At 64.6% G+C, this 21,566-nt stretch carries 21 protein-coding genes; 10 read left to right on the top strand and 11 right to left on the bottom strand.

Features of this window, described 5'->3' with window-relative positions; genetic code table 11:
• Nucleotides 1–88: 88 nt before the first annotated feature.
• The 3 genes from A6F65_RS03340 to A6F65_RS03330 form a co-directional block, all read right to left on the bottom strand.
• A complete protein-coding gene (locus A6F65_RS03340) occupies nt 89–466 on the bottom strand; it encodes a hypothetical protein (RefSeq protein WP_067785968.1) in 378 nt (125 codons plus the stop codon).
• An 82-nt stretch (nt 467–548) separates the two neighbouring features.
• Entirely contained in the window at nt 549–1,028 is a 480-nt protein-coding gene (locus A6F65_RS03335) for a hypothetical protein (protein WP_067785966.1), read from the bottom strand.
• Between the two features lie 18 nt (nt 1,029–1,046).
• A complete protein-coding gene (locus tag A6F65_RS03330) occupies nt 1,047–3,104 on the bottom strand; it encodes a ribonucleoside-diphosphate reductase subunit alpha (RefSeq protein ID WP_067789910.1) in 2,058 nt (685 codons plus the stop codon).
• A 481-nt stretch (nt 3,105–3,585) separates the two neighbouring features.
• On the opposite strand from A6F65_RS03330, the gene A6F65_RS03325 reads away from it, so the two are divergent.
• Nucleotides 3,586–3,852 carry a hypothetical protein gene (locus tag A6F65_RS03325; protein ID WP_157093033.1) on the top strand — a complete coding sequence of 89 codons (267 nt, stop codon included), beginning with the start codon at nt 3,586–3,588 and terminating at the stop codon, nt 3,850–3,852.
• 15 nt (nt 3,853–3,867) lie between these two features.
• Here the strand turns inward: A6F65_RS03325 and A6F65_RS03320 are convergent, their stop codons facing one another.
• Nucleotides 3,868–5,571, bottom strand: coding sequence for a serine hydrolase (locus A6F65_RS03320; RefSeq protein ID WP_067785962.1), 1,704 nt, complete (start codon nt 5,569–5,571; stop codon nt 3,868–3,870).
• Between the two features lie 162 nt (nt 5,572–5,733).
• On the opposite strand from A6F65_RS03320, the gene A6F65_RS03315 reads away from it, so the two are divergent.
• Nucleotides 5,734–5,976, top strand: a complete 243-nt coding sequence (locus A6F65_RS03315) for a GlsB/YeaQ/YmgE family stress response membrane protein (RefSeq protein ID WP_067785960.1) — start codon at nt 5,734–5,736, stop codon at nt 5,974–5,976.
• A gap of 7 nt (nt 5,977–5,983) precedes the next feature.
• Here the strand turns inward: A6F65_RS03315 and nadB are convergent, their stop codons facing one another.
• Complete coding sequence (nadB, locus tag A6F65_RS03310) at nt 5,984–7,570, bottom strand: L-aspartate oxidase (protein WP_067789905.1); 1,587 nt, start codon at nt 7,568–7,570, stop codon at nt 5,984–5,986.
• A gap of 198 nt (nt 7,571–7,768) precedes the next feature.
• On the opposite strand from nadB, the gene A6F65_RS03305 reads away from it, so the two are divergent.
• Entirely contained in the window at nt 7,769–7,954 is a 186-nt protein-coding gene (locus A6F65_RS03305; protein ID WP_067785958.1) for a hypothetical protein, read from the top strand.
• Nucleotides 7,955–7,961: 7 nt separating this feature from the next.
• Here the strand turns inward: A6F65_RS03305 and A6F65_RS03300 are convergent, their stop codons facing one another.
• Nucleotides 7,962–8,900 carry an ABC transporter ATP-binding protein gene (locus tag A6F65_RS03300; RefSeq protein ID WP_067785956.1) on the bottom strand — a complete coding sequence of 313 codons (939 nt, stop codon included), beginning with the start codon at nt 8,898–8,900 and terminating at the stop codon, nt 7,962–7,964.
• A gap of 102 nt (nt 8,901–9,002) precedes the next feature.
• Here A6F65_RS03300 and A6F65_RS03295 point away from each other — a divergent pair, with 102 nt between their 5' ends.
• The 6 genes from A6F65_RS03295 to A6F65_RS03270 all read left to right on the top strand — a co-directional run bounded on the left by A6F65_RS03295 (nt 9,003) and on the right by A6F65_RS03270 (nt 14,363).
• Nucleotides 9,003–9,617, top strand: a complete 615-nt coding sequence (locus tag A6F65_RS03295) for a DUF4402 domain-containing protein (protein ID WP_067785954.1) — start codon at nt 9,003–9,005, stop codon at nt 9,615–9,617.
• Nucleotides 9,618–9,665: 48 nt separating this feature from the next.
• Entirely contained in the window at nt 9,666–9,965 is a 300-nt protein-coding gene (locus A6F65_RS03290) for a zinc-finger domain-containing protein (RefSeq protein WP_067785952.1), read from the top strand.
• A 78-nt stretch (nt 9,966–10,043) separates the two neighbouring features.
• A complete protein-coding gene (locus A6F65_RS03285; protein WP_067785950.1) occupies nt 10,044–10,454 on the top strand; it encodes a hypothetical protein in 411 nt (136 codons plus the stop codon).
• A 4-nt stretch (nt 10,455–10,458) separates the two neighbouring features.
• On the top strand, nt 10,459–11,013 hold the full coding sequence (locus A6F65_RS03280; RefSeq protein ID WP_067785948.1) for a DUF924 family protein: 555 nt from the start codon (nt 10,459–10,461) through the stop codon (nt 11,011–11,013).
• Nucleotides 11,014–11,120: 107 nt separating this feature from the next.
• Complete coding sequence (locus A6F65_RS03275) at nt 11,121–12,257, top strand: helix-turn-helix domain-containing protein (RefSeq protein WP_067785946.1); 1,137 nt, start codon at nt 11,121–11,123, stop codon at nt 12,255–12,257.
• A gap of 87 nt (nt 12,258–12,344) precedes the next feature.
• On the top strand, nt 12,345–14,363 hold the full coding sequence (locus A6F65_RS03270; protein ID WP_205631899.1) for a S41 family peptidase: 2,019 nt from the start codon (nt 12,345–12,347) through the stop codon (nt 14,361–14,363).
• On the opposite strand, the gene A6F65_RS03265 is transcribed toward A6F65_RS03270, so the two are convergent.
• Genes A6F65_RS03265 through A6F65_RS03255 form a run of 3 tightly spaced genes read right to left on the bottom strand, consistent with a single transcriptional unit; the run spans nt 14,351 to nt 16,722 of the window.
• Nucleotides 14,351–15,007 carry an endonuclease III domain-containing protein gene (locus A6F65_RS03265; RefSeq protein WP_067785942.1) on the bottom strand — a complete coding sequence of 219 codons (657 nt, stop codon included), beginning with the start codon at nt 15,005–15,007 and terminating at the stop codon, nt 14,351–14,353. The genes A6F65_RS03270 and A6F65_RS03265 overlap by 13 nt on opposite strands.
• Nucleotides 15,008–15,013: 6 nt before the next feature.
• A complete protein-coding gene (locus A6F65_RS03260) occupies nt 15,014–15,727 on the bottom strand; it encodes an endonuclease III domain-containing protein (RefSeq protein ID WP_067785940.1) in 714 nt (237 codons plus the stop codon).
• 44 nt (nt 15,728–15,771) lie between these two features.
• Nucleotides 15,772–16,722: a serine hydrolase domain-containing protein gene (locus A6F65_RS03255; RefSeq protein ID WP_067785938.1), complete on the bottom strand. Its 951-nt coding sequence runs from the start codon at nt 16,720–16,722 to the stop codon at nt 15,772–15,774.
• 233 nt (nt 16,723–16,955) lie between these two features.
• On the opposite strand from A6F65_RS03255, the gene A6F65_RS03250 reads away from it, so the two are divergent.
• Entirely contained in the window at nt 16,956–18,083 is a 1,128-nt protein-coding gene (locus A6F65_RS03250) for a serine hydrolase domain-containing protein (RefSeq protein ID WP_169816992.1), read from the top strand.
• A 19-nt stretch (nt 18,084–18,102) separates the two neighbouring features.
• On the opposite strand, the gene guaA is transcribed toward A6F65_RS03250, so the two are convergent.
• Nucleotides 18,103–19,677: a glutamine-hydrolyzing GMP synthase gene (gene guaA, locus A6F65_RS03245; RefSeq protein ID WP_067789902.1), complete on the bottom strand. Its 1,575-nt coding sequence runs from the start codon at nt 19,675–19,677 to the stop codon at nt 18,103–18,105.
• Nucleotides 19,678–19,992: 315 nt separating this feature from the next.
• On the bottom strand, nt 19,993–21,378 hold the full coding sequence (locus A6F65_RS03240) for an L-serine ammonia-lyase (RefSeq protein WP_067789899.1): 1,386 nt from the start codon (nt 21,376–21,378) through the stop codon (nt 19,993–19,995).
• Nucleotides 21,379–21,566: the final 188 nt, after the last annotated feature.

Here is a 21,566-nt window from a genome sequence, read left to right as displayed (position 1 = left end):
TATCGCGCCAGCAGGAACGCAGCGCCGACCGCGATCCGCATCAGCGGCGCCTCCGGATGCCATGGATGTCGCGGCCGCGCGGGACCCGTTATTCGATGATGTCGGCCGCGCGCGCCACGCCGGCAAACTTGTCGTAAGCCGCGCACATCTGCGCAAAGGTCTCTTCGGTGGAGAGGCCGTTGTCGGGCGTGTCGAGCTCGTTGAACCGGTCGATCATTTCGCCGGCAGCCGCCCGCACCTCGTCATATTGCGGGTGCGTTTCCGGCACCTCGCCCGCAAGCGTTGCGGAGCGGCTGATCTTCGTCACGACATTCTCGGCCGAACAGTCATCGCCCGAAGCGGCCATGGTCGTGGCCATTTCCCCGCCGTCAGCGCCTTCGCCCCCGGCAGCCTCATCGGCCGAACCGCAGGCTGCCAGCGCGAGGCCTGAAAGTCCCAGTGCGAATGTGGTGAGCGTGGTCTTCATATGTGTGCCCTTTCCCAAGTTTTCCGAATTACGAATTCTGGCACGGCGAACATCATTCCTAGGCCGATGGCCATGAGTGGGCTCAAGCGGTCGGGCTCCCAGCGTCGATATCTTGTTCGCCCAATTGAATTTGGTCCCTGAGGCCCTCGAGACCACCATCGGCAAAATACCAGCCGAAGGCCAAAACGAAGGCAGTCACAAGCAGGTAGGTCAGCGTCATCTTTGCCCTGCCGATTGGCTGCATTGCATCCACGATTGCGCGCGCCGGGTCAGCAGGGTGAACTTGTGCATCCAGGAAGGAGAAATTGCGCATTTGGAACGTCAGGTTCGACAGGAAACCCCAGTAATTGAAGAACAGAAACGGCAATGCAAAAATCATCAGCCCTTGGCGAAACTGGACGTCGGAGACCGCAGCCCAGATCGCGAAAGTCAGGCCGACACCCGTGATGTACAAGGTCGATAAAGTACCGAAATTGCTACGGGCAAGATTGAGTGCGTCGAAGGCTTCCTTCGCACCCAGGCACGACGCGCTTTCGACGTGATCCGGAGCCTGCTCTGCCATGTCCTTCCCGCCTAAAACCTACTGGCAGCTCAGGCATTCCTCGTAATCGGTTTCCTGCCCGGCACCGGCGGACAGCTCGATCTTCTGCGCATCGGCGGTGTTGTCCGCTTCCACGCCGCCGGCGAACCCTGCGCGCTGCACGCTCTTGGAGCGCAGGTAGTAGAGCGACTTGATGCCCTTCTCCCAGGCCTGGAAGTGCAGCATCATCAGGTCCCACTTGTCGACATCGGCAGGGATGAAGAGGTTGAGGCTCTGCGCCTGATCGATGAAGGGCGCGCGGTCGGCGGCGAATTCCAGCAGCCACCGCTGGTCAATCTCGAAGCTGGTCTTGAAGGCCGCCTTTTCCTCGTCCGTCAGGAAGTCGAGGTGCTGGACGCTGCCGCCCTTCTCCAGGATCGAATTCCAGACATTGGTGGAATCCTTGCTCTTCTTCTGCAGCAGCTTTTCCAGATACGGGTTCTTCACCACGAAGCTTCCGGACAGCGTCTTGTGGGTGTAGATATTGGCCGGGATCGGCTCGATGCAGGCGCTGGTGCCGCCGCAGATGATGCTGATCGACGCGGTGGGCGCGATTGCCATCTTGCAGCTGAAGCGTTCCATCGCGCCGGTTTCGGCAGCATCGGGGCACGGCCCGCGTTCCTGCGCCAGCATCAGGCTGGCCTCGTTCGCCTTGGAGCTGATGTGCTTGAACATCTTCATGTTCCAGGCCTTGGCCATGGCGCTTTCCATGCCGATGTTCTTCATCTGCAGGAAGGAGTGGAAGCCCATCACGCCCATGCCCACGCTGCGTTCGCGCGCAGCGGAATACTTGGCGCGGGCCATCTCGTCCGGCGCGCGGTCGATATAGTCCTGCAGCACGTTGTCGAGCATGCGCATCACGTCTTCGATGAACTGCTTGTCAGTGTTCCACTCGTCCCACTTTTCCAGGTTGAGCGAGGAGAGGCAGCACACGGCCGTGCGATCGTTGCCGAGGTGGTCGATCCCGGTGGGCAGGGTGATTTCGCTGCACAGGTTGGAGGTGGAAACCTTCAGGCCCAGCTCGCGGTGATGCTTGGGCATCATGCGGTTCACCGTGTCCGAGAACACGATGTAGGGCTCACCCGTGGCAAGGCGCGTTTCGACCAGTTTCTGGAAGAGCGAACGCGCATCCACTTCGCCGCGCACGCTGCCATCCTTGGGCGATTTCAACTCGAACTTCTCGCCCGCGCGGACGGCTTCCATGAATTCGTCGGTCAGAAGCACGCCGTGGTGCAGGTTCAGCGCCTTGCGATTGAAGTCGCCCGAGGGTTTGCGGATCTCGAGGAACTCCTCGATTTCCGGGTGGCTGACGTCGAGGTAGCAGGCGGCCGAACCGCGGCGCAGCGAACCCTGCGAAATCGCCAGCGTCAGGCTGTCCATCACGCGCACGAAGGGAATGATGCCGCTGGTCTTGCCGTTCAGGCCGACCGGCTCCCCGATGCCGCGCACATTGCCCCAATAAGTGCCGATGCCGCCGCCCTTGGACGCCAGCCAGACATTCTCGTTCCAGGTGCCCACGATGCCATCGAGGCTGTCGGACACGGAATTGAGATAGCAGGAAATGGGCAGGCCGCGGCCCGTGCCGCCGTTGGAGAGGACGGGCGTTGCCGGCATGAACCAAAGGCGGCTGATGTAATCGTACAGGCGCTGCGCATGGTCCTGGTCATCGGCATAGGCATCGGCCACGCGGGCGAACAGGTCCTGGTAGCTTTCGCCCGGAAGCAGGTAGCGATCGTTCAGCGTGGCCTTGCCGAATTCGGTCAGGTTCGCGTCACGCTCTGCATCCATCTCGATGGTGAAACGGCGCGGATTGACCTTCTTGGAATCCGGTTCCGCGGCGGATTTCGCTGCTGTCTTCAGGGCTTCGCCCATCGCTTCGGCGGTCTTTTCGGCCACCAGCGCGTCGCTGCCTTGATCCTCGGTTTCCATGCTCACTGCCTTCTTCTTTGCGGGCTTCGCAGCCGGCTTTGCGCCTGCTGCCTTGCTTTCGGAAGCCGGGGCGTCTTCGCGGATGTCGTCCAATTCCATTGCCTGCTCGTCCCGCTCTCGAAATTCCATCGTATCCATCCCCGTTCGAACGCGGTCGGTGCCGCGCATGTTCTTCATGTGTTCGAATCGCAGGACGAAGGCCCATCCTACCAATTCGCGCGGCAAGACCGAGGAAAACTTATCCCCTGACTGCCCACAGCCGGACCTTGCATCAGCGTGTTTCCGCGAGACTCCTCACCCTTCCGGCAAGATGGGTCTCGCCGAGGCAGGTAACAAGGTCTTGTGGGTACACCCCCATGTCCAACCACTAGATAGTGAATCAACAGCAAGTCGGACGCAAGAGGGTTAAGGTCGATTTAACGCGCCCGGGCGACGGATCGCACAGGTGTGTTATCGCGTTGCAACGCAGCGACGCGCCGGAATTGCTGGACTGGCGCGCAGTGCAAGCGGGAAAATGAATCGTGGGAAAAATTTTTCTGCGGAAGACGCGGTGGCCGGGCCTTTGAATCAATCGAATCGGCCCGCGCAATAATGTGATATGGGGGTTGCCATGCCGAAGGAATTGCAAGCGTCCGATCTACCCGAACCCGGCGATTACGCCGCCGTCGTGGAATTTGCCGCATCCTTTAACGGATACGAGCGGCACGGGTCGTTCGCCGCCTGCGCGGAGGCGGCGGAAAACAGCAATCGGGAGACGCTGGACGAACTCCGCAACGAATTGTTCTTCGCCTACCGCACCTGCAACCACCAGGGCAGCGGCGGGCTGGGCGAGATTTATCGCAAGATGCTGCCCGATTTCGAGCGGCTGCTACGCTAACGGGCGCGCTGCCCCTTAGTCCGCGTCCGGCAGGCGGGTGAAGGGCAGTTCCTGCCCGCCCTGCTTGATCACCAGGCCGGTCACTGCGCCCTCGTCGACCACTATGGCCACGCGCGCATCCACGCCCTGCACGCCAAATTCGGTCTCTGTGACCGGGAAAAGCGGCAAGGCAGGCTGCGGGCCGAGCTTGCCGGTCAGCTGCCCGTCTTCATTCACGGCGAGTACCATGACGCCGATCTGCGATTCGTAGCTGCCCGCATAGGAAGCAAGCTGCTCTGCCGAGACAGCGACTGCGGGCGCATCCGGGATACCGCCGGTGCGGACCGCGATTTCGGCTTCATCCCCTCCGTTATGGTGCATCTCCATCCGGAGCTGGTCATCGTCGCCGGTGACCAGTTCGAACCAGGTCAGGCTTTCAACGCCATAGAAGAAGCGGTTGTCGCCAGCCGCATACACCTTGCTCTCGTTGGAGCCGGTGCGCATCGTGTAGAGCTGGCCGTCACGTTCATAGAACTGGCGGGTCGCGCCTTCATCGATGGTATATTCCCCGAAATACGGGGCGAGGGCAGCCATATCCACGTCCGTCCTGGTGAAGTCGGGATAGGGTTTGCCGATGGCACTTGCGGCCAAGCGGCGCATGGTCGTGCCCGGGTCCACCACGGGGCTATCCGTATTGGCGAATATGGCAACGAACAGGTCGTGCTCCGGCAGGTAGATGCTGTTCGTGCTGAAGCCGAAGATGCCGCCGCTATGCCCGATGCCGGGCGAACCGCGCACCGCCTGCATCACGAGGCCGAGGCCGAAAGGCGAAATCTCGCCATCGCCATAAGTCGTGCGGGTCGTCATCAGCTCGTAGCTGGCGTCGCTGACCACCTGCCCGCCATGCAGGGCGCGCGCCCAGGTCGCCAGGTCCCCCACCGTGCCGCTCAGGGCTCCGGCCGGGCCGGGCACGCTGGCATGGACCGCCTGCGACGTTCCAAAGGCATCGTCCCCATCGCGTGTGTAGCCCGTGGCGAAGCCGGGTACGGCGCTTTCGTCCACGCGGTAGCCGAGTGTCGTCAAGCCAAGCGGCTGCGCGATCCGGCGATCGACTTCCTCGTACCAAGGGCGCCCGCTGACCGCCTCGATAACGGCGCCGACAAGGATGTAGGCACTGTTGTTGTAGGAAAAGCTCGCGCCGGGTGCGAAGTCCACCGGTTGGTCGGCGAATTCGGCGATCAGTTCCTGCGTGGAGAAGGCCCGGGCGGTGTTCGCCTCAACCATCCAGCCGGGGATGCCGGTATAGGATTTGATGCCGGAGGTGTGGTTCAGCAGCTGCAGGACCGTAATGTTCTCCCCGTTGGGGAAGTCCGGCACGAATTTGGACAGCGGATCATCCAGCGACAGCAGGCCTTCGTCCACCATTTGCATGATCGTGGCAGCGGCGAACTGCTTGGAAATGGAGGCGTAGCGGAAGACCGTGTCCGGCGTCAGCGCGTCACCCGTGGCGGCATTCGCAATCCCGCGCGAGCCGCTGAAAATCACCTCGTCCCCGCGCATCATGATTACGGACACGCCAGGCTCATCGGCCGGATAGACGTCCATGATCCGCTCGAATTCCGCTTCCATCGCGGGCGCGGCGGTGGAGGCCGCCTGCGCTGCCGGATCGTGCGCAAACGCGGATACGGGCAGCAATGCGCTGCTGGCCAGGGCGATGGCGGTAAGGATATGCGGCTTCATGATGGCTCCCCTATTAGTGCATTAGCGATGTAACACACTGACGCGGGCCGGCCAATCGCTTCGGACGAAAGGCGGACGCGCTTCGATCAGCGCCATACATTGCAGGCAGCGGCGCATTCGGGCAGGCTGCGCGCGTGCATTCCGCCGCGAAAGGGCAAAGCCATGCTGAACATATTGGGCACGATCCTTGCTGGACTGGTCGTGGGCGCGCTCGCCCGCTTTTTCTATCCGGGCGCGGTGGACATGGGCCTTTTCACCACCATCATGCTGGGCATTGGCGGATCGCTGCTGGCGGGCCTGCTGACGCACCGCGGCCGCCCCGGCTTCCACCGCGCCGGCTGCCTCACCAGCATATTGGGCGCGATGGCCCTGATCCTGGCCGCGAGGCTGCTGGGGCTGGCCTGAACCGGGCCTAAGGCACCAGCACGGTGTCGCGGGCGACCTCGTCCGTTTCGGGATAATTCAGCGTGAAGTGCAGGCCGCGGCTTTCGTGGCGCTTGAGGGCGCTTTCCACGATCAGGTAAGCCGACTGGTGGAGGTTGCGCAGCTCGATCAGGTCGGTCGTGACGCGGAAGGAGCCGTAGTAATCCTCGATCTCGCGGCCCAGCATGGCGATGCGGTGGCGCGCGCGTTCCAGCCGCTTGGTGGTGCGCACGATGCCGACGTAATTCCACATGAAGCGGCGGATCTCGGTCCAGTTTTGCTTGATGACCACCTCCTCGTCCGAATCCGTGACGCGGGTATCGTCCCACTCCCGGATGGCGGGCGGATCGTCCAGCTTGTCCCAGCATTCCAGGATGTCGCGGCCCGCCGCCTCTCCGAAAACGAAGCATTCGAGCAGCGAGTTGCTGGCCAGCCGGTTGGCGCCGTGCAGTCCGCTTTCCGTGCATTCGCCAGCGGCCCATAGGCCGGGCAGATCCGTGCGCGCGTCCAGCCCGATGATGACACCGCCGCAGGTGTAATGCTGCGCGGGCACGACCGGGATCGGCTCCTTCGTCATGTCGATGCCAAGACCCAGCAGCTTCTCATGGATCGTGGGGAAGTGTTCCTTCACGAATTCGGGCGGCTGGTGGCTGATGTCGAGATGGACGTAATCGAGGCCGTGGCGCTTGATCTGGTCGTCATTGGCGCGCGCCACGATGTCGCGCGGGGCCAGCTCCATCCGCTCGGCATCGTATTGTTCCATGTACCGCTCGCCGGTCACGGGGTTGAACAGCCGCCCGCCCTCGCCGCGCACGGCCTCTGTAATCAGGAAGTTCTTGACCTCCAGATTATAGAGGCAGGTCGGGTGGAACTGCATCATCTCCATGTTCGAGACGCGCGCGCCGGCGCGCCAGGCCATGGCGATCCCGTCACCCGTGGCCCCGCGCGGCGCGGTGGAGAACTGGTAGACTCGGCCCGCCCCGCCCGCCGCCAGCACCGTTGCACGCGCGACATGGGCGGCGACTTTCCCGGACTTCGTGTCGAGCGCATAAGCGCCCCACACGCGGCCATCGCCGGAGTATTTCTCCGCATTGCGCCCGGTGATCAGGTCGATGCAGGTCTGGTCCGGCAGCAGGGTGATATTGGGATTTTCCTCCGCCGCCTTGAGCAGCGCGGCCTGCACGGCCCAGCCGGTGGCATCGTCCACATGCACGATGCGGCGATGCGAATGACCGCCTTCGCGCGTCAGGTGCAGATCGTTGTCTTCGCGGTTGAAGGGCACGCCCAGCTCGCACAGCCGGTCGATCGCTTGCGGCGCGTTCTCGATCACGAATTCCACCGTGTCGCGGTCATTGAGGCCAGCACCAGCCACCATGGTGTCGCGGATGTGGTTCTCGAATGTGTCGCCTGCATCCAGCACCGCCGCGATGCCGCCCTGCGCCCAAGCCGTGCTGCCGCTGTTGAGCGCGCCCTTCGCCAGCACCAGCACGCTGCGCTGCGTCGCCAGCTCCAGTGCCGCCGAAAGCCCTGCGGCGCCGGACCCGATGATGAGGACGTCATGTTCGTGCGTATCCATGCCCACCTCATGCGCACAAGCCGCGCGGCTGGCAAGCGCCCACACCTTCGCACTTGCAGCGAAATTCTTGTGCGCCGCACAATATACTGGCTTTCACCAAGTTACGTGTTAATACTGATGGCAAGAAGAATTGGGTCGCATCGTAGCCACCATGATTTCGCGCACACGGCGTGCTGCGCGAATAAAGGAGACGACGCCATGTCCTTCCAGCCGAAGCTGTCCGCAATGGACCGCCTCGTCGGTTCCATGCTTTGCCGATTTGATCGCCACCGCCCTGAAAGCCGCCGCGTAGGCTGGGACGGGGAACTGCATTACAGCACCTGCATCAGGTGCCGCGGCAAGATCGTGCGCGGGACTGCCGGCGGCTGGCGCAAGCGGGCCTGAGAGCTACCTAGGTCTCGCCCTTGCCTGTCAGCTGGACGAACACGTCCTCGAGGTCCGCCTCGCGCGTGGTGACATCCTCGATGCCGTAGCCATGCGACTGGACGATGGAGAGCACGCGGCCCGTGCTCACCTCGTCGCGGTTATAGGTGATTTCCAGCGTGCGCGGATCGGTCACTTCGACCTTCACGAAGCCGGCTTCCACGATCGGTCCACCAAGATCCTTGTCCACGCCCACGCGCACCACCTTCTCGCGCGCCATGCCCACCAGCTCGCGCGTGGTCTTGTTGGCGATCAGCTCGCCGTGATCGATGATGGCGATGCGCTCGCACAGGGCCTCGGCCTCTTCCAGGTAATGCGTGGTCAGGACCACGGTCACCCCCTCGCCGTTCAGCTCCTCGACAAGCTCCCACAGCTGGCGGCGCAGTTCCACATCCACACCTGCGGTCGGCTCGTCCAGCACAAGGATGGGCGGCGAATGGACCATGGCCTTGGCAATCAGCAGGCGCCGCTTCATCCCGCCCGAAAGCGTGCGGGCATAGGCGTCGCGCTTGTCCGCCAGCCGCACCGCCTGCAGCAATTCCTCGCTGCGGCGCAGGGCCTTGGCCACGCCATACATGCCGGACTGGTTTTCCAGCACCTCGTAAGGCGTGAAGAAGGGATCGAAGACGATTTCCTGCGGCACGATGCCGATGGACAGCTTCGCATTGCGATGGTCGCGGTCGATATCGTGACCCCAGATCTCCACCTCGCCAGAAGTCTTGGAGACCAGCCCCGCCATGATGTTGATCAGCGTGGACTTGCCCGCACCATTGGGGCCCAGCAGCCCGAAAACCCCGCCCTGCGGCACGTCGAAACTGACGCCTTTCAGGGCCAGTTTCGGCGGCGCATCGCCGCTCCCGGCATATTCCTTCACCAGGTTGCGGATGGAGATGGCAGCTTCGCTCATACCGCAAGGCCATGGCCCACCGGATGCTGCAGCGCAACCATGTGCGCAAAACCCCTAAGCCCTAACCACTCTTTAACCTTGCCGCTTTAGGAATGCAGGCCAATGGGACCGAATTCTGCCTTTATCGCACGCGATGCCGTGCCGATGCGCCTGTCAGGGCGCATGATGCTGCGCGTTATCGCGGCATTCCTGGCAGCGGTTGCAGCGCTGGTGGCAGCCAGTGCCGCAGCGCAGGGCAATTCGACCGACGCGCGCGCCGTATTGGTGGGCCCGGCATCCGTATTCGTCGATGAGGACATGAACTTCGGCAGCATCGGTACGCTGGGCGTCGGCGGGACCTCCACCATCGATCCGGCCGACAGCAGCTGCACGCTGACAGGCGATTTGATGCAGGTTGCTGGGCCATGCCGCCCCGCCAGCTTCATCGTCACCGGCCGCCGCAACATGCGCGTGCGCATTCGCGAGCAGAACAGCGGCGTCGTCACCCTGACAGGGCCCGGCGGCGCAACCATGCTGATGGACAACATCACCATGGATGTGACCGACATGACGCCCGTTGCCGGCGGCGGAAATCCGCCGGGCACGCTGGGGCGCTTTCGCATCACCAGCAATTCGGGCAGCGCCAGCTTCCGCATCGGCGGGCGCCTGACGGTCAATCCTTTGCAGACGCCTGGCGTCTATTCCGGGACGCTGAACGTCCAGGTCAATTACAACTGACCTGCATCCATATTGCCTCTGCCGCGCGCCCGGTTTAGGGCGAAGCGCATGAGCCAGGTACCCAAAGCCGACCCCAAGATCATCGCCGGCGATGCGCCGGAAACCACCGTGGTGGAAACGCGCGACGTCTGGTGCGACGGCGCGGGCGACATTCGCAATGGCGAAAACTTCCGCTCCGCCGCGCTGGGCCATCCCCGCGTGTGGATGAAGATCGACGAGAAGGGCTATGCCGATTGCGGCTATTGCGACCGGCGCTTCGTGCTGGAAGGCGGCCCGCACCAGCAGGCCGGTATCCACGAGCTGGAAGCAGGCGACCTGCCTGCCCCGGCCGATGGCAGCGTTGCCTGAAGCGGAACCACGGACCTTCAGCGCGGGTTAAAGGGGTGTGATGCAGGCAAAACGCCCCGCCTGACGGAGTCCGAAGCCATGACCATCCCTGCCAAGATCCTCCTGCCGCTGGCCGCACTGGGCATGATCACCGCCTGCGCCACCACCGATGCCTCCCGCGCGGACAAGGGCGCGGCGGAACTGGCCACGCTGCTGGAAGGCCGCGTCGCGGGCGAACCGCAAAACTGCGTCAACACATTCTCTGGCCGAAATTTCACGATCATCGACCGCACGGCGCTGACCCTGCGCGATGGCGACACGATCTGGGTCGCGCGCACCAGCGACACGCGCAGCCTGGACGATGACGATATCCTGCTGATCGAGAAATTCGGCGGATCGCGCGTCTGCACGTCGGACCAGATCAAGACGCTGGACCGCATGGGCGGCTTCGTCACCGGCTTCATCCGGGTCGAAAGCTTCGTCCCCTGGCGCAAGCCCGAAGGCAGCTGAAGCCATGGCCGCCGCCCCGCGCCGCTGGGCGGCAGAGCTGCTGCACATTTGGTTCCACGCCCTGAAACCCGCAGACTGGTATCGCGGCGGGCGGCGAGTCGACGCCCTGCTGAAGGACCGGTTCGAGCGCGATCTGCTGGCCCTGTGGCCCCGCCCAGCGCATGAATTTCTCGGCTCGGCCGACATGGCGCTGGCCGGGGTCCTGCTGTTCGACCAGGTCCCGCGCAACATCTACCGCGATACGCGCCGCGCCTTTGCGTTCGATCCGCTGGCCCGCAGCATCACCCGCGCAGCGATCGGCAGCGGCCTCGATGCCGGGATGACCCGCCAGCAGCGCCAATTCCTGGCCATGCCGCTAATGCATAGCGAGCATATCTCGGACCAGCGCTGGAGCCTCCATTACTTCGCTGAGCTAGGCCGCAATTACGGCTTCCCATTCGCGCGCAGCCACCACCGCATGATCGCCCGCTTCGGCCGCTTCCCGCATCGCAATGCCGTGCTGGGCCGGACCAGCACGCCTGCCGAAAAACGCGCAGTGAAGGCCGGCTTCAGCTGGTGAGCCGCAGGCGCCTGCCGGGCGTCTCAATTCTTGAATTTCCGGCCTGCCCGGTGCGAAATTGCTGCGCTGCATTGCTAGGCCGTGCCTTGCACGGATAGGGGCAGGCGATGGAACAGGCGCAGGATATCATCATAAGCTGGCGCAGCGTGATGCTGGCCATGCCGGCTATCGCGAGCCTGCTTTGTCTTGCCCATCTCTACATTCGCGACCTGGAGCGACCGGCCCTGCGTTGGCTGGCCGCCTTCGTGATTGCAGCCCTCGTCAGTTCCATACCGATGATCATCGGCTTTTCCGGCGCATACAAGATCTGGCCCGGACTGACCTTCCTGCCCGTGAACCTGACCCTGGCCATAGGGCCGATGTTCTACCTGCACGCAGCACGCCTGATGGAGCAGGGGCGCAAGGCCTTCGAGCCGCTGCTGTTCCTGCCCTTCGCGCTGCATTATGCGTATCAGTGGTGGGCCTTTACCTCGCTGGGCGATTACCGGGCGAAGTGGGACTTCAACAATGCCTGGCACGAGCCGGTTATCATGCCGCTTGCCGCTGCGGCAGCGCTTGTCCTGGCAGGCTGGGCTCTCTTGGCGGTCCGCCGCATGCACCGCAGATATGTCGGCTGGCTGGAGGATTCCCGGTCCGACGGCGACGCTTTCGAGGCAAACTGGATCGGCACGTTCCTGAAGCTGACCGTGCCGCTGGCCGTTGTCTGGGGACTCATAGAGCTGGCAGGGCCGCAGCTCGGCCTTGGCTATGTCGATACATTCTGGCCGGAATTCGCCCTCCAGGCGGTGATCTTCATCATGTGCATGGAGGCGCTAGGCCGGATCCAGCGCCCCTATCCCAAGATGCCGCAGGACACTGCCGTAGATGCCGCCGGACGCGCTCAGGCCGACACCGACCAGCCGCGCGACTGGCAGGCGGAGGGGGAGCGGATCGGCAATGCCATCAGGGACGGCGAGTGGTTTCTTGAACCGGCGCTGTCCCTGCAGGACGTCGCGCGGCGCTGCGCGACCAACCAGGCCTATGTCAGCCGGGCGTTCAACCGCGGCCGGGACGAGACCTTCGGCCATTTCGTCAACGGCCTCCGCGTGGCGCGGGCGCAGGAGCTGATGAAACGAACAGACGTGCCGCTGATAGACATCGCGCTGGAAGCCGGCTTCGGGTCGAAGGCCAGCTTCAACCGCGCTTTCCGCCTGCATGCCGGAATGGCCCCCTCCAGTTGGCGCAGCGCACGTCTCAATTCCTGAAATCCGGCGGCAATATGCGGCTTGCGTCGCGTCTTTGCCCGGCCTCCCCGATGCCGTGGGCATTCCGATGGGAGAGATTGAATGCGCATGATGAAGAACACTGTTCCTGGCCGCAGCTACACCAAGTCGCGGATTGCCGCTGCCACTCTTGCGGCCCTGGGAACCGGCGCGCTGGCCCTTGGCGCCGCGCCTGCGCCGACTTTTGCCGCAACGGCCCATGCGCAGCCGCAGGAAGCCATGCTTACTGCTGAGCAGGTGGCGCGCGATGTCGGCATCGCCCGCTCTGCCTATGCGCGCATCCATCCGGGGTACACCCGCTATACCAGCGCAGCCGATATGGATGCCGCGTGGGACAGCATCATAGACCGGGCCCGCGCCGATGGCGGGATGAGCCTGGGCGATTTCTACCTCGCGCTTAATCGGACGCTGGCCCTGATCCGGTGCGATCACACCAAGGCCGAGCTGCCAAAGGCACTGGCCGCGCAAAGGGCCGAAAGACCGCCCTACCTGCCGCTGCGCTGGACATGGCTGGACGGGCGCGCGCTCGTGGCAAATGCAGCGCCGGGCACGGGCCTGCAACGCGGCGACGAGATCCTGTCCGTCGATGGCCGGCCAATCGCCGCCATGGTGGCCGAAATCACGCCTTACCTGCCCATCGATGGCTACACCGAATGGTCGCGCCGCGGCGCCATTTCGCAGTCGCGCGAGTACCAGGGCGGCGGCCTCGACCATTTCGGCTCCTTGCTGTGGGATTATGAGCCGCAGGCACGGCTGGAAGTGCGGGGCACAGGCGGGCGTGTCCGCGAAATCTCCGTGCAGCGCACCGATTACGACGGCTGGCTGGCCCTCGCTGCGCCGGAGGAAGGCGCGGCAAACTTTCCCGATGCGATCCGCTTCGAAGAACTCGATGCCCGCACGGCCTATCTCGCCGTCGACAGCTTCGTGAATTACCGCAACCCGGCCGATCCGGAAGCCATCCTCGATCCCGTGTTCGAGGCACTGGCGCAAGGCGGGCAGGACACGCTGATCCTGGACCTGCGCAAGAATGGCGGCGGGTCGAACGATGCGACCTACGGCCTGATGTCCTACCTGCTGGCAGAGTCGTACACGCCCATGAAGGACGTGCGCGTGGCGACGATCGAGCTGGACGATCTGCGCCCTTACCTGACCAGTTGGGAGCCGCAGGCGCTGGAGCCCGATCCGCGCGCCTTCACGGCAAATGACGATGGCACGCTGTCCCTGCTGCCCGGGCTGGTCGAGGGAACGCGTGAGATAGAGCCGCAGGAACTGGCGTTCGGCGGACGGCTGATCGTCCTGATCGGCGATGCCAATTCCTCGGCCAGCACCAATCTGATCGCCGGGCTGAAGGCCAATGACCGCGCGACCTTCATCGGCAGCCCGACAGGCGGCAGCGCGCAGGGCGTGACGGCGGGCATTTTGTTCATGGTCAAACTGCCGGAAAGCGGCATTGCCGCCCGCCTGCCGGTCCTGTTCCAGTATAACAATGTGCCGGCTTTCGAGACCGGACTGGGCGTCGCGCCCGACATTGCCGCGCCGATGACGGCCCAGGCCTTCCTGTCTGGCGGAGACCCGGCGCTGGAGGCCGCCTTGCAGCTGGCAGCGATCCCTTTCACCGCAGGCACCGCACCTGCGGAAGCGGCGCCGCAGGGCGAGATCGCCCCACTGTCTCTGGCGCAATTCGAACCTGCGATGGGCGCCGGATGGACAGGTGAGCTGACTTACACGGACTACGGTTCCGGCAAGCTCGTCTCCATCCCGACCCGCATGGAATTGTCGGCCCGGGGCAAGCGCACCGTCCGCTACGCCATCGCCTATCCGGGCGAGAGCAGCGCCAACAGCTCCGACAGCTGGAAGATCGGCAAGGACGGGCAATCTTTCGCCGGAATGCCCCTGACTTCGCGAAGTGCGCCGGGTGTCCAGCCGCTGCAATTCGTGACTCAGGCGATGGGCGAGGACGCCGGCCGTCCCGCGCTGATCCGAATGACTTACCGCCTGGGGGCCAGCGAGATCGTCATCGAGAAGCAGGTCCGCTTCCAGCCCGAGGAGCCCTGGCTGCTGCGAAGCCGCTACAGCTATTCGCGCTGAGCGGTCACGGCGTAATATTCGCACAGGTCCTGCACGGGGCAGCGCGGGCACTTGGGCGCGCGCGATGTGCAGATGCGCTTGCCGAACTGGATCAGCCAGAAATGCCCGTCCGCCATGGCCCAGTCCGGGCTGCGGGCCTCCAGCTGCTCGGCTGTCTTCTCCGCCGTTTTTGCCTGCGTCAGTCCGACGCGATTGCAGACACGGTGGACATGGGTGTCGACGGCGATCGTGTCCTGCTCGAAGGTGAAGCTGAGCACGATATCGGCGCATTTGCGGCCGATGCCTGGCAGGCTCATCAGCCCCTCGCGCGTGTCCGGCACCACGCCGCCATGCTCGGCCAGCAGCGCCTCGCAGAAGCGGCGGATGGATCGCGTCTTGTTGTTGTAAAGCCCACAGGGTTTGATGGCGGCGGCAATGTCGCGGTCGTCCAGCTCCAGCATCGCTTCGGGAGTGGTCGCAAGCCTGAACAGCGCCCGGCTCGCCGCCGCCGTATTCCGGTCCAGCGACTGCGCGGACAGCATGCAGGAAATGCAGGAGCGGAAGGCATCGGGCTGGCCCTTCGGCCCCTTCGCGCCGCGCGTGCGCCCGGGCATCGCCTCGGCCAGGCGGCGATAGACTTCCTCGACCTGTGGTTCGTCCAGCATGACGGATCAGCGATCCGCGGCCCGCTCCGTTCCGGTCTTGCATAGCGAGAGCGCCGCGCAATCCCCGCATTGCGGTGCGCTGGGGCGGCACCAGGTCTGGCCCAGCTTCTTCATCAGCAAATGGTGCTCGTCATACTCCGCGCCGGACCATTCCTCCGGCATGGCGGGCATGATGGCATCGAAGGCGCGCTTGGTGTCGGCCCTGGGCGGCACCAGCCCCATGCGCTGGAGGATGCGCGTGTGATGCCCGTCCAGCACGATGGCGCGCCGATCCAGCGTGGAGGCGTTCATCACGCCGGCGGCAATCTTGCGCCCCACGCCGGGCAGCCGTTCCAGCCAATCCATCGCCGCGCCGGTTTCCATCTCGGCCAGATGCGACAGGTCCACTGCGCCTCGCTGCGCCACCAGTTCTGTCAGGCAGGCCTTCAGCCGCTCCGCCGCGATGTTGGGATAGGTCTGCGTCGCCAGTTCGCCCTGCAACTCGTCCAGCGGAGCCTCGGCCACCGCCTCCCAGCTCCCCCAGCGCTTCAGCAACCGGTCGGTCGCGGCATTAGAGACAGGCGACTTGGTCCGCGCGCCGATGACGCCCTGCACCAGCACCCATTCCGGTCGCCGCCACTCCGCCGCCGCCCGCTCGATGCGCCCGAAGCGCTGCACCAGCAGCGCCTGCAGGCGGCGCAGCACATCCGTACGCGGATCGGGGCCGAGGGGGAGTTGCATCGCAAGAATGTGGAGGGCGGTGCTCCCATCCGCAAGCCGCGCCGCTAGCGCGCGTTCAGCCAGTCCGCACGTGCTGCGTGGATCACGCCTTCATCGTCACTGGCGGTCATGGCAGCGAAGCCGGTGTCGCTGGCGGGATCGTACACCACCAGCGACTTGTATGCTCCGTTGCTGCCGCTCTGCCAGCTGACCCATGCCTTCCCGTCGCCATCCGGATCGGCATAGCGACCGCCCAGTGTGTAGCCTTCGTCCGGCGTCGTCACCGTGGTGAGTGCCTGGAGGGAGGCCGCGCCAAGCCCGCCCTTGTGCGGGAAGCGGGCGAGCGCAATCAGGTCCTGCGGCGTGGTCGCCAGGCCCCCGGCGCATGTCAGGAAGCCTGGGATCGGTATGCCCGAGCTGACCGGCTCCTGCGCGCCCGCGCCGATTGTGCCGATGAACATGCGGCTCTGCGTCATCCCAGCAGGCGCGATGACTTCGCTGGCGATGACATCCGCAACCGGCCGCCGTGTCGCCTGCTCGATTACGGCCTGCACCACGATCCAGTTGACGAGGTCGTAGGACCATTTCGTGCCCGCCTCGGCCGCAGGCTCACCGCTGGCATAACGCAGCACCGCGGTGATCGCGTCTGGCGTCGCCATCACGGACTGCGGATCGGACTGGAAGGCGGGCATCAGCCCGTCGGCGATGCCGCTGCGGCTAGCCAGCACGTGGCGGAAGGGGATGTCCGCAATCGGCGTATCGGCAGTGCGCGGCAGCAATTGCCCAAGCGGCTGGTCGATATCCAGCACGCCGCGCTCATCCAGCCGCAAGGCCGCCAGCGTGCAGGCGAATTTCGAGATGGAGCCCGCTTCGAACAGCGCGGCCTTGCCATAGTCGCCATGGACCTCGCTCTCGACAGTGCCGCCGGGCAGCAGGGTGGCGGAAGCAAAGGGCTTGGCCGCGAGGGGCGAACAGGCAGCAGCGACAATGGCGGTTATGGCGAGAGCGATTTTCATGACGTTACCCTGTGCCGCGCGCCCGCATGGCCTCGCCCATTAATCGACCGGAAGCGCGCGGCAGCCGATGAAGGGGGTGGGTCGCGGTATTCGTGATGGGGAAGGTCATTGACCCCCGACCGCCGCTATTCCCCCTTGATCGAAGGTGCCTTCTTTTGCCGGGCTTTGTTCGCAAGACCGCGGCCACCGGAGGATCCATGCGCATAGCCAATATCATACTCATCGCGGCGTTCATGATGGGGAGCGTCCCCGCCTTCACGCACGCGCCCAGCCAGCCGGATGATGAGGCGATTGTCAGAGCAGTCGCGGACGAATTCATCCGCGACGGCCGATTGGAAGCCGTCAGCATAGGTGTGACGATCGACGGAGAGCCAATCACCGTGCACCGCGGACCGCTCTATCGCGATGCAGCCGCTCCTGCCGACGATGACACGATCTTCGAAATACGCTCGATCACCAAGACATTCGTCGGCACGCTTGCGGCGCAGGCCGTTCTCGATGGCAAGCTATCCTGGAACGAGGACATTCGGACATATCTGGGCCCGGGTTTCGAAAATCTGGAAAAGGACGGTCATCCGATCCTGATCCGGCATCTCCTGACCCACACCAGCGGCCTTCCCAGCAACAACCCGATCGCCGAAGAAGACGCAAATACGGACTCGCAGGCCGATGCAGCCGGACTGGACTGGCGGACATTCGAGCGGACCGAGCTCGGCATGACGCGAGAGGCTTTCTTCGCCAATCTGGCTGGGTTCGAACTTGCCTCGATACCCGGAGAGCAGTTTCTCTACAGCAATTTGGGGACGAACCTGACTGCCCTGATCCTGGAGCGGGTTTACCAGAAATCGCTCGATGAACTGGTTGATCAGTTCATCCTCACACCCGCCGGGATGGAGGATACGGCGCTGAATATGCGCGATCCGCGTGTCACAGGGCGGGTTGCGTCGGGGTATAATGCGATCGGCGAGAGGGTGCCGCCGTGGCTCGTATGGCCGCTGGGCGGCGCCGAGGGCGGGGCGAAAGCAACGGTTCCGGACACGGTCCGCTACATGGCCTTCCAACTCGACAATCGAAACCCTGCCGCGCAGCTTTCGCAGGTCCCGCTCTACGAGATTGCCTGGGATTACCGAATTGCCTCATCCTGGTGGGCGATCGAGCGACCGCAGGGCTCGCTGACCTTCCGCCATGATGGTGGCTATGCAAATGTCCGCAACGTCATGATCCTGTTCCCGCAGGATGACCTGGGCATTTACGCAGTGACCAATCGCGTCACGCCCGAGGCTAACGGCGTTCTGTCGGAGCTGGTGTACCGCGTCAGGGCCGAACTGGTCGCCGCGCGGGAGGGCGCCGAGCAAGACTGACGCGAGGGGGAGCTGCGTCTCACTCCCACTCAATCGTCCCTGGCGGCTTGCTGGTGTAGTCGTAGACCACGCGGTTGATGCCCTTCACCTCGTTCACGATGCGGGTTGCCACATTGGTCAGGAACTGCGCGTCGAAGGGATAGACGTCCGCCGTCATGCCGTCGGTGCTGGTCACGGCGCGTAAGGCACAGACGCTGTCGTAGGTGCGGTGGTCACCCATCACGCCCACGGTCTTGACCGGCAGCAACACGGCAAAGGCCTGCCAGATCGCGTCGTAGAGGCCCGCATTACGGATTTCCTCGAGGTAGATCGCGTCGGCCTTGCGCAGGATGTCGCAGCGCGCCTTGTCCACCTCGCCCGGTATGCGGATGGCTAGGCCGGGGCCGGGGAAGGGGTGGCGGCCCACGAACTGGTCGTTGAGGCCGAGCTCGCGGCCCAGCTCGCGCACTTCGTCCTTGAACAGCTCGCGCAAGGGCTCGACCAGCTTCATATTCATGCGTTCGGGCAGGCCGCCGACATTGTGGTGGCTCTTGATCGTGACACTCGGGCCGCCCGTAAACGAAACCGATTCGATCACGTCGGGATAGAGCGTGCCCTGCGCGAGGAAATCCGCCCCGCCCAGCTTCTTCGCCTCTTCCTCGAACACGGCGATGAATTCGCCGCCGATGAACTTGCGCTTCTTTTCCGGGTCGGTGACGCCAGCGAGCCCCGCCATGAAGCGTTCCTCCGCGTCCACCACCACGAGCGGGATGTTGTAATGGTCGCGGAACAGCGTCTCTACCTGTTCGCGCTCGTTCATGCGCAGGAGGCCGTGATCGACGAAGACGCAGGTCAGCTGGTCGCCGATCGCCTCGTGGATCAGGATGGCAGCGACGGAGCTGTCGACCCCGCCGGACAGGCCGCAGATAACCTTGCCCCCATGCTCCCCAACGCCCACCTGCTCGCGGATCTCGGCGACCTTGGTCTCGCGATATTCGGCCATGGTCCAGTCGCCCGCGAGGCCGCAGACATGGCGCACGAAATTGGCGATCAGTTTCGCGCCATCAGGCGTGTGGACCACTTCGGGGTGGAACTGGATGCCGTAGAAGCGCTTCGCCTCGTTACAGGTAACCGCGAAAGGCGCGCCGTCGCTGGTGCCGACCGGCGTGAAGCCATCGGCCAGCTCCACCACCTTGTCGCCGTGGCTCATCCACACCTGGTGCTTCTCGCCCACCTGCCACATGCCGTCGAACAGGGTGCAGTCGCTCTTCACTTCCACGAAGGCGCGGCCGAACTCGCCCATGTCGTGGCTCAGCACCTTGCCGCCCAGCTGGTGCGTCATCACCTGCTGGCCATAGCAGATGCCCAGGATCGGCAGGCCGGCCTCGTAAAAGGCTTCGGGCGCCAGCGGCGGGTCCTCGTCATTCACGCTGGCGGGGCCGCCGGACAGGATGATGCCCTTGGGATTCATCCGCTCGAATGCCTCCACAGCTTTCGAGTAAGGGGCGATTTCGGAATAGACGCCCGCCTCGCGCACGCGGCGCGCGATCAGCTGCGTCACCTGGCTGCCGAAATCGACGATGAGGATGGAATCGGGGAGATGATCTTGGTCCATCAGCGGGCGATAGGATGGCGGCGCGGATGCGACAAGCGGGCGGCGTGCGGACATCCCCAAGCCGCTCGCAAATGCCGGCGCGAGACCGTTGCGTTTTACTCAACACGTGGTGCAGTCTTTGCGATGGTGTTGCAAGAAGCGCAAGACTAAATGGTTGGCATAGCCGGGCGGCGACCTCCTCCCCCTCTCCCAATCGTCGCCCGGTTCCCCAATCCCCCCGATTGTATCCCGGTCAGCCCCCCGCTGGCCGGGATTTTTCGTATGCGGATCAGGCGGGCGGGGCCAGGCGGACGGGGTCAGTTGGGCTGGGTCAGCTCAGCACTCGATGACGTTCACCGCCAGCCCGCCCTGGCTGGTTTCCTTGTACTTGCTGGACATGTCGAGCCCGGTCTGGCGCATCGTCTCGATCACCTGGTCCAGGCTGACGCAGCTGTCGGTGCCGGTGCGATGCAGCGCCAGCCGCGCGGCGTTCACGGCCTTCACCGCGCCGATGGCGTTGCGCTCGATACAGGGAACCTGCACCAGGCCGCCCACCGGATCGCAGGTGAGGCCCAGATTGTGCTCCATGCCGATTTCCGCCGCGCAGGCGACCTGCATGGGGCTGCCGGACCATAATGCGGCGAGACCGCCCGCGGCCATGGAACAGGCCACGCCAACCTCGCCCTGGCAGCCCATCTCCGCGCCCGAGATGCTCGCGCGCTGCTTGTAAAGCAGGCCGATGGCCCCGGCTGTGAGCAGGAACGTGCGGCGGCTCTGCGTGCAGGGCTGCTCGTCGCTCGTCTGGCAATAGAATCGGATGACAGCGGGAATGATGCCGGCCGCGCCATTGGTTGGCGCAGTGACCACGCGGCCCCCTGCGGCATTCTCCTCATTCACCGCCATGGCATAGCAATTGAGCCAGTCGAACAGTTGCTCGCGCTCGTTCGATTGCGGATTGCCTGACAGCTTGTCCCACAGGTCCGGCGCGCGGCGGGCCACTTTCAGGCCGCCGGGCAGGATACCGCGCTGGCGCAGGCCGCGGTCGATACAGCGGTCCATGGCCTGCGCGATCAGGTCGATGCCCGCCAGCGTCTCCTCGCGCGGGCGCATCGCGTCCTCATTCGCCAGCACGATGTCGGCGATGGACTTGCCGGTGGCCTCGCAGGCGGCAAGCAGATCGGCGGCAGAGGCGAAATCGTGCGGCACGCTGGTGCCGGTGGCCACGCGGTCGTCCTTCGGCTTGCGCTTCAGCTGCGCCTCGGATGCGACGAAGCCGCCGCCGGTCGAATAATAGGTGCGCGAAATCAGGCATTCGCCATCGGCATCGTAAGCCGCCAGCTTCATGCCATTGGGATGCAGCGCCGGGATGATGTGCCCGGCAAGGTCAATGTCCGCCGCGATGTCGAAAGCGATCTCGCGCCGCCCGCCCAGCTTCAGCCGGCCGCTTTCGCGGATGGCGGCGAGCGTGGCGGCAGCCTCGTCCGGGCAGGTTTCCTCCGGCTCGAAGCCGGCAAGGCCCAGCACGCTGGCATCCACCGTGCCATGACCCACGCCGGTAAGCGCAAGCGAGCCCTGCAGCTCCACCGCCACACGCTGCGTGCGGCCCAGCTTCCCGCGCTTTGCCAGCGCGCGCAGGAACATCGCCCCGATGCGCATGGGCCCAACCGTGTGGGAGGATGAGGGGCCAATCCCGATCCTGAAGATGTCGAGAACCGAAAGCATGCCCGGCGCAATCGGCCCGGCACCTGCGAAGGTCAACTTATTTGCAATGTGAGAATGGCTGATGGAGGCGCCGTGCCGCTCGCCCCGCTCCGCCGCCGCCAGTCGCCTGCGCGCTGGCAGGGCAAAAGCCCGGTGGAAAACGCCCGCCCGAATGGCGGGAAAGCTTGGGGATCGGGCCTGGCAGGCCT

It is taken from the genome of Paraurantiacibacter namhicola (assembly GCF_001687545.1).
Lineage (GTDB): Bacteria > Pseudomonadota > Alphaproteobacteria > Sphingomonadales > Sphingomonadaceae > Paraurantiacibacter > Paraurantiacibacter namhicola.
This window is presented reverse-complemented; position numbering and strand designations above follow the sequence as displayed.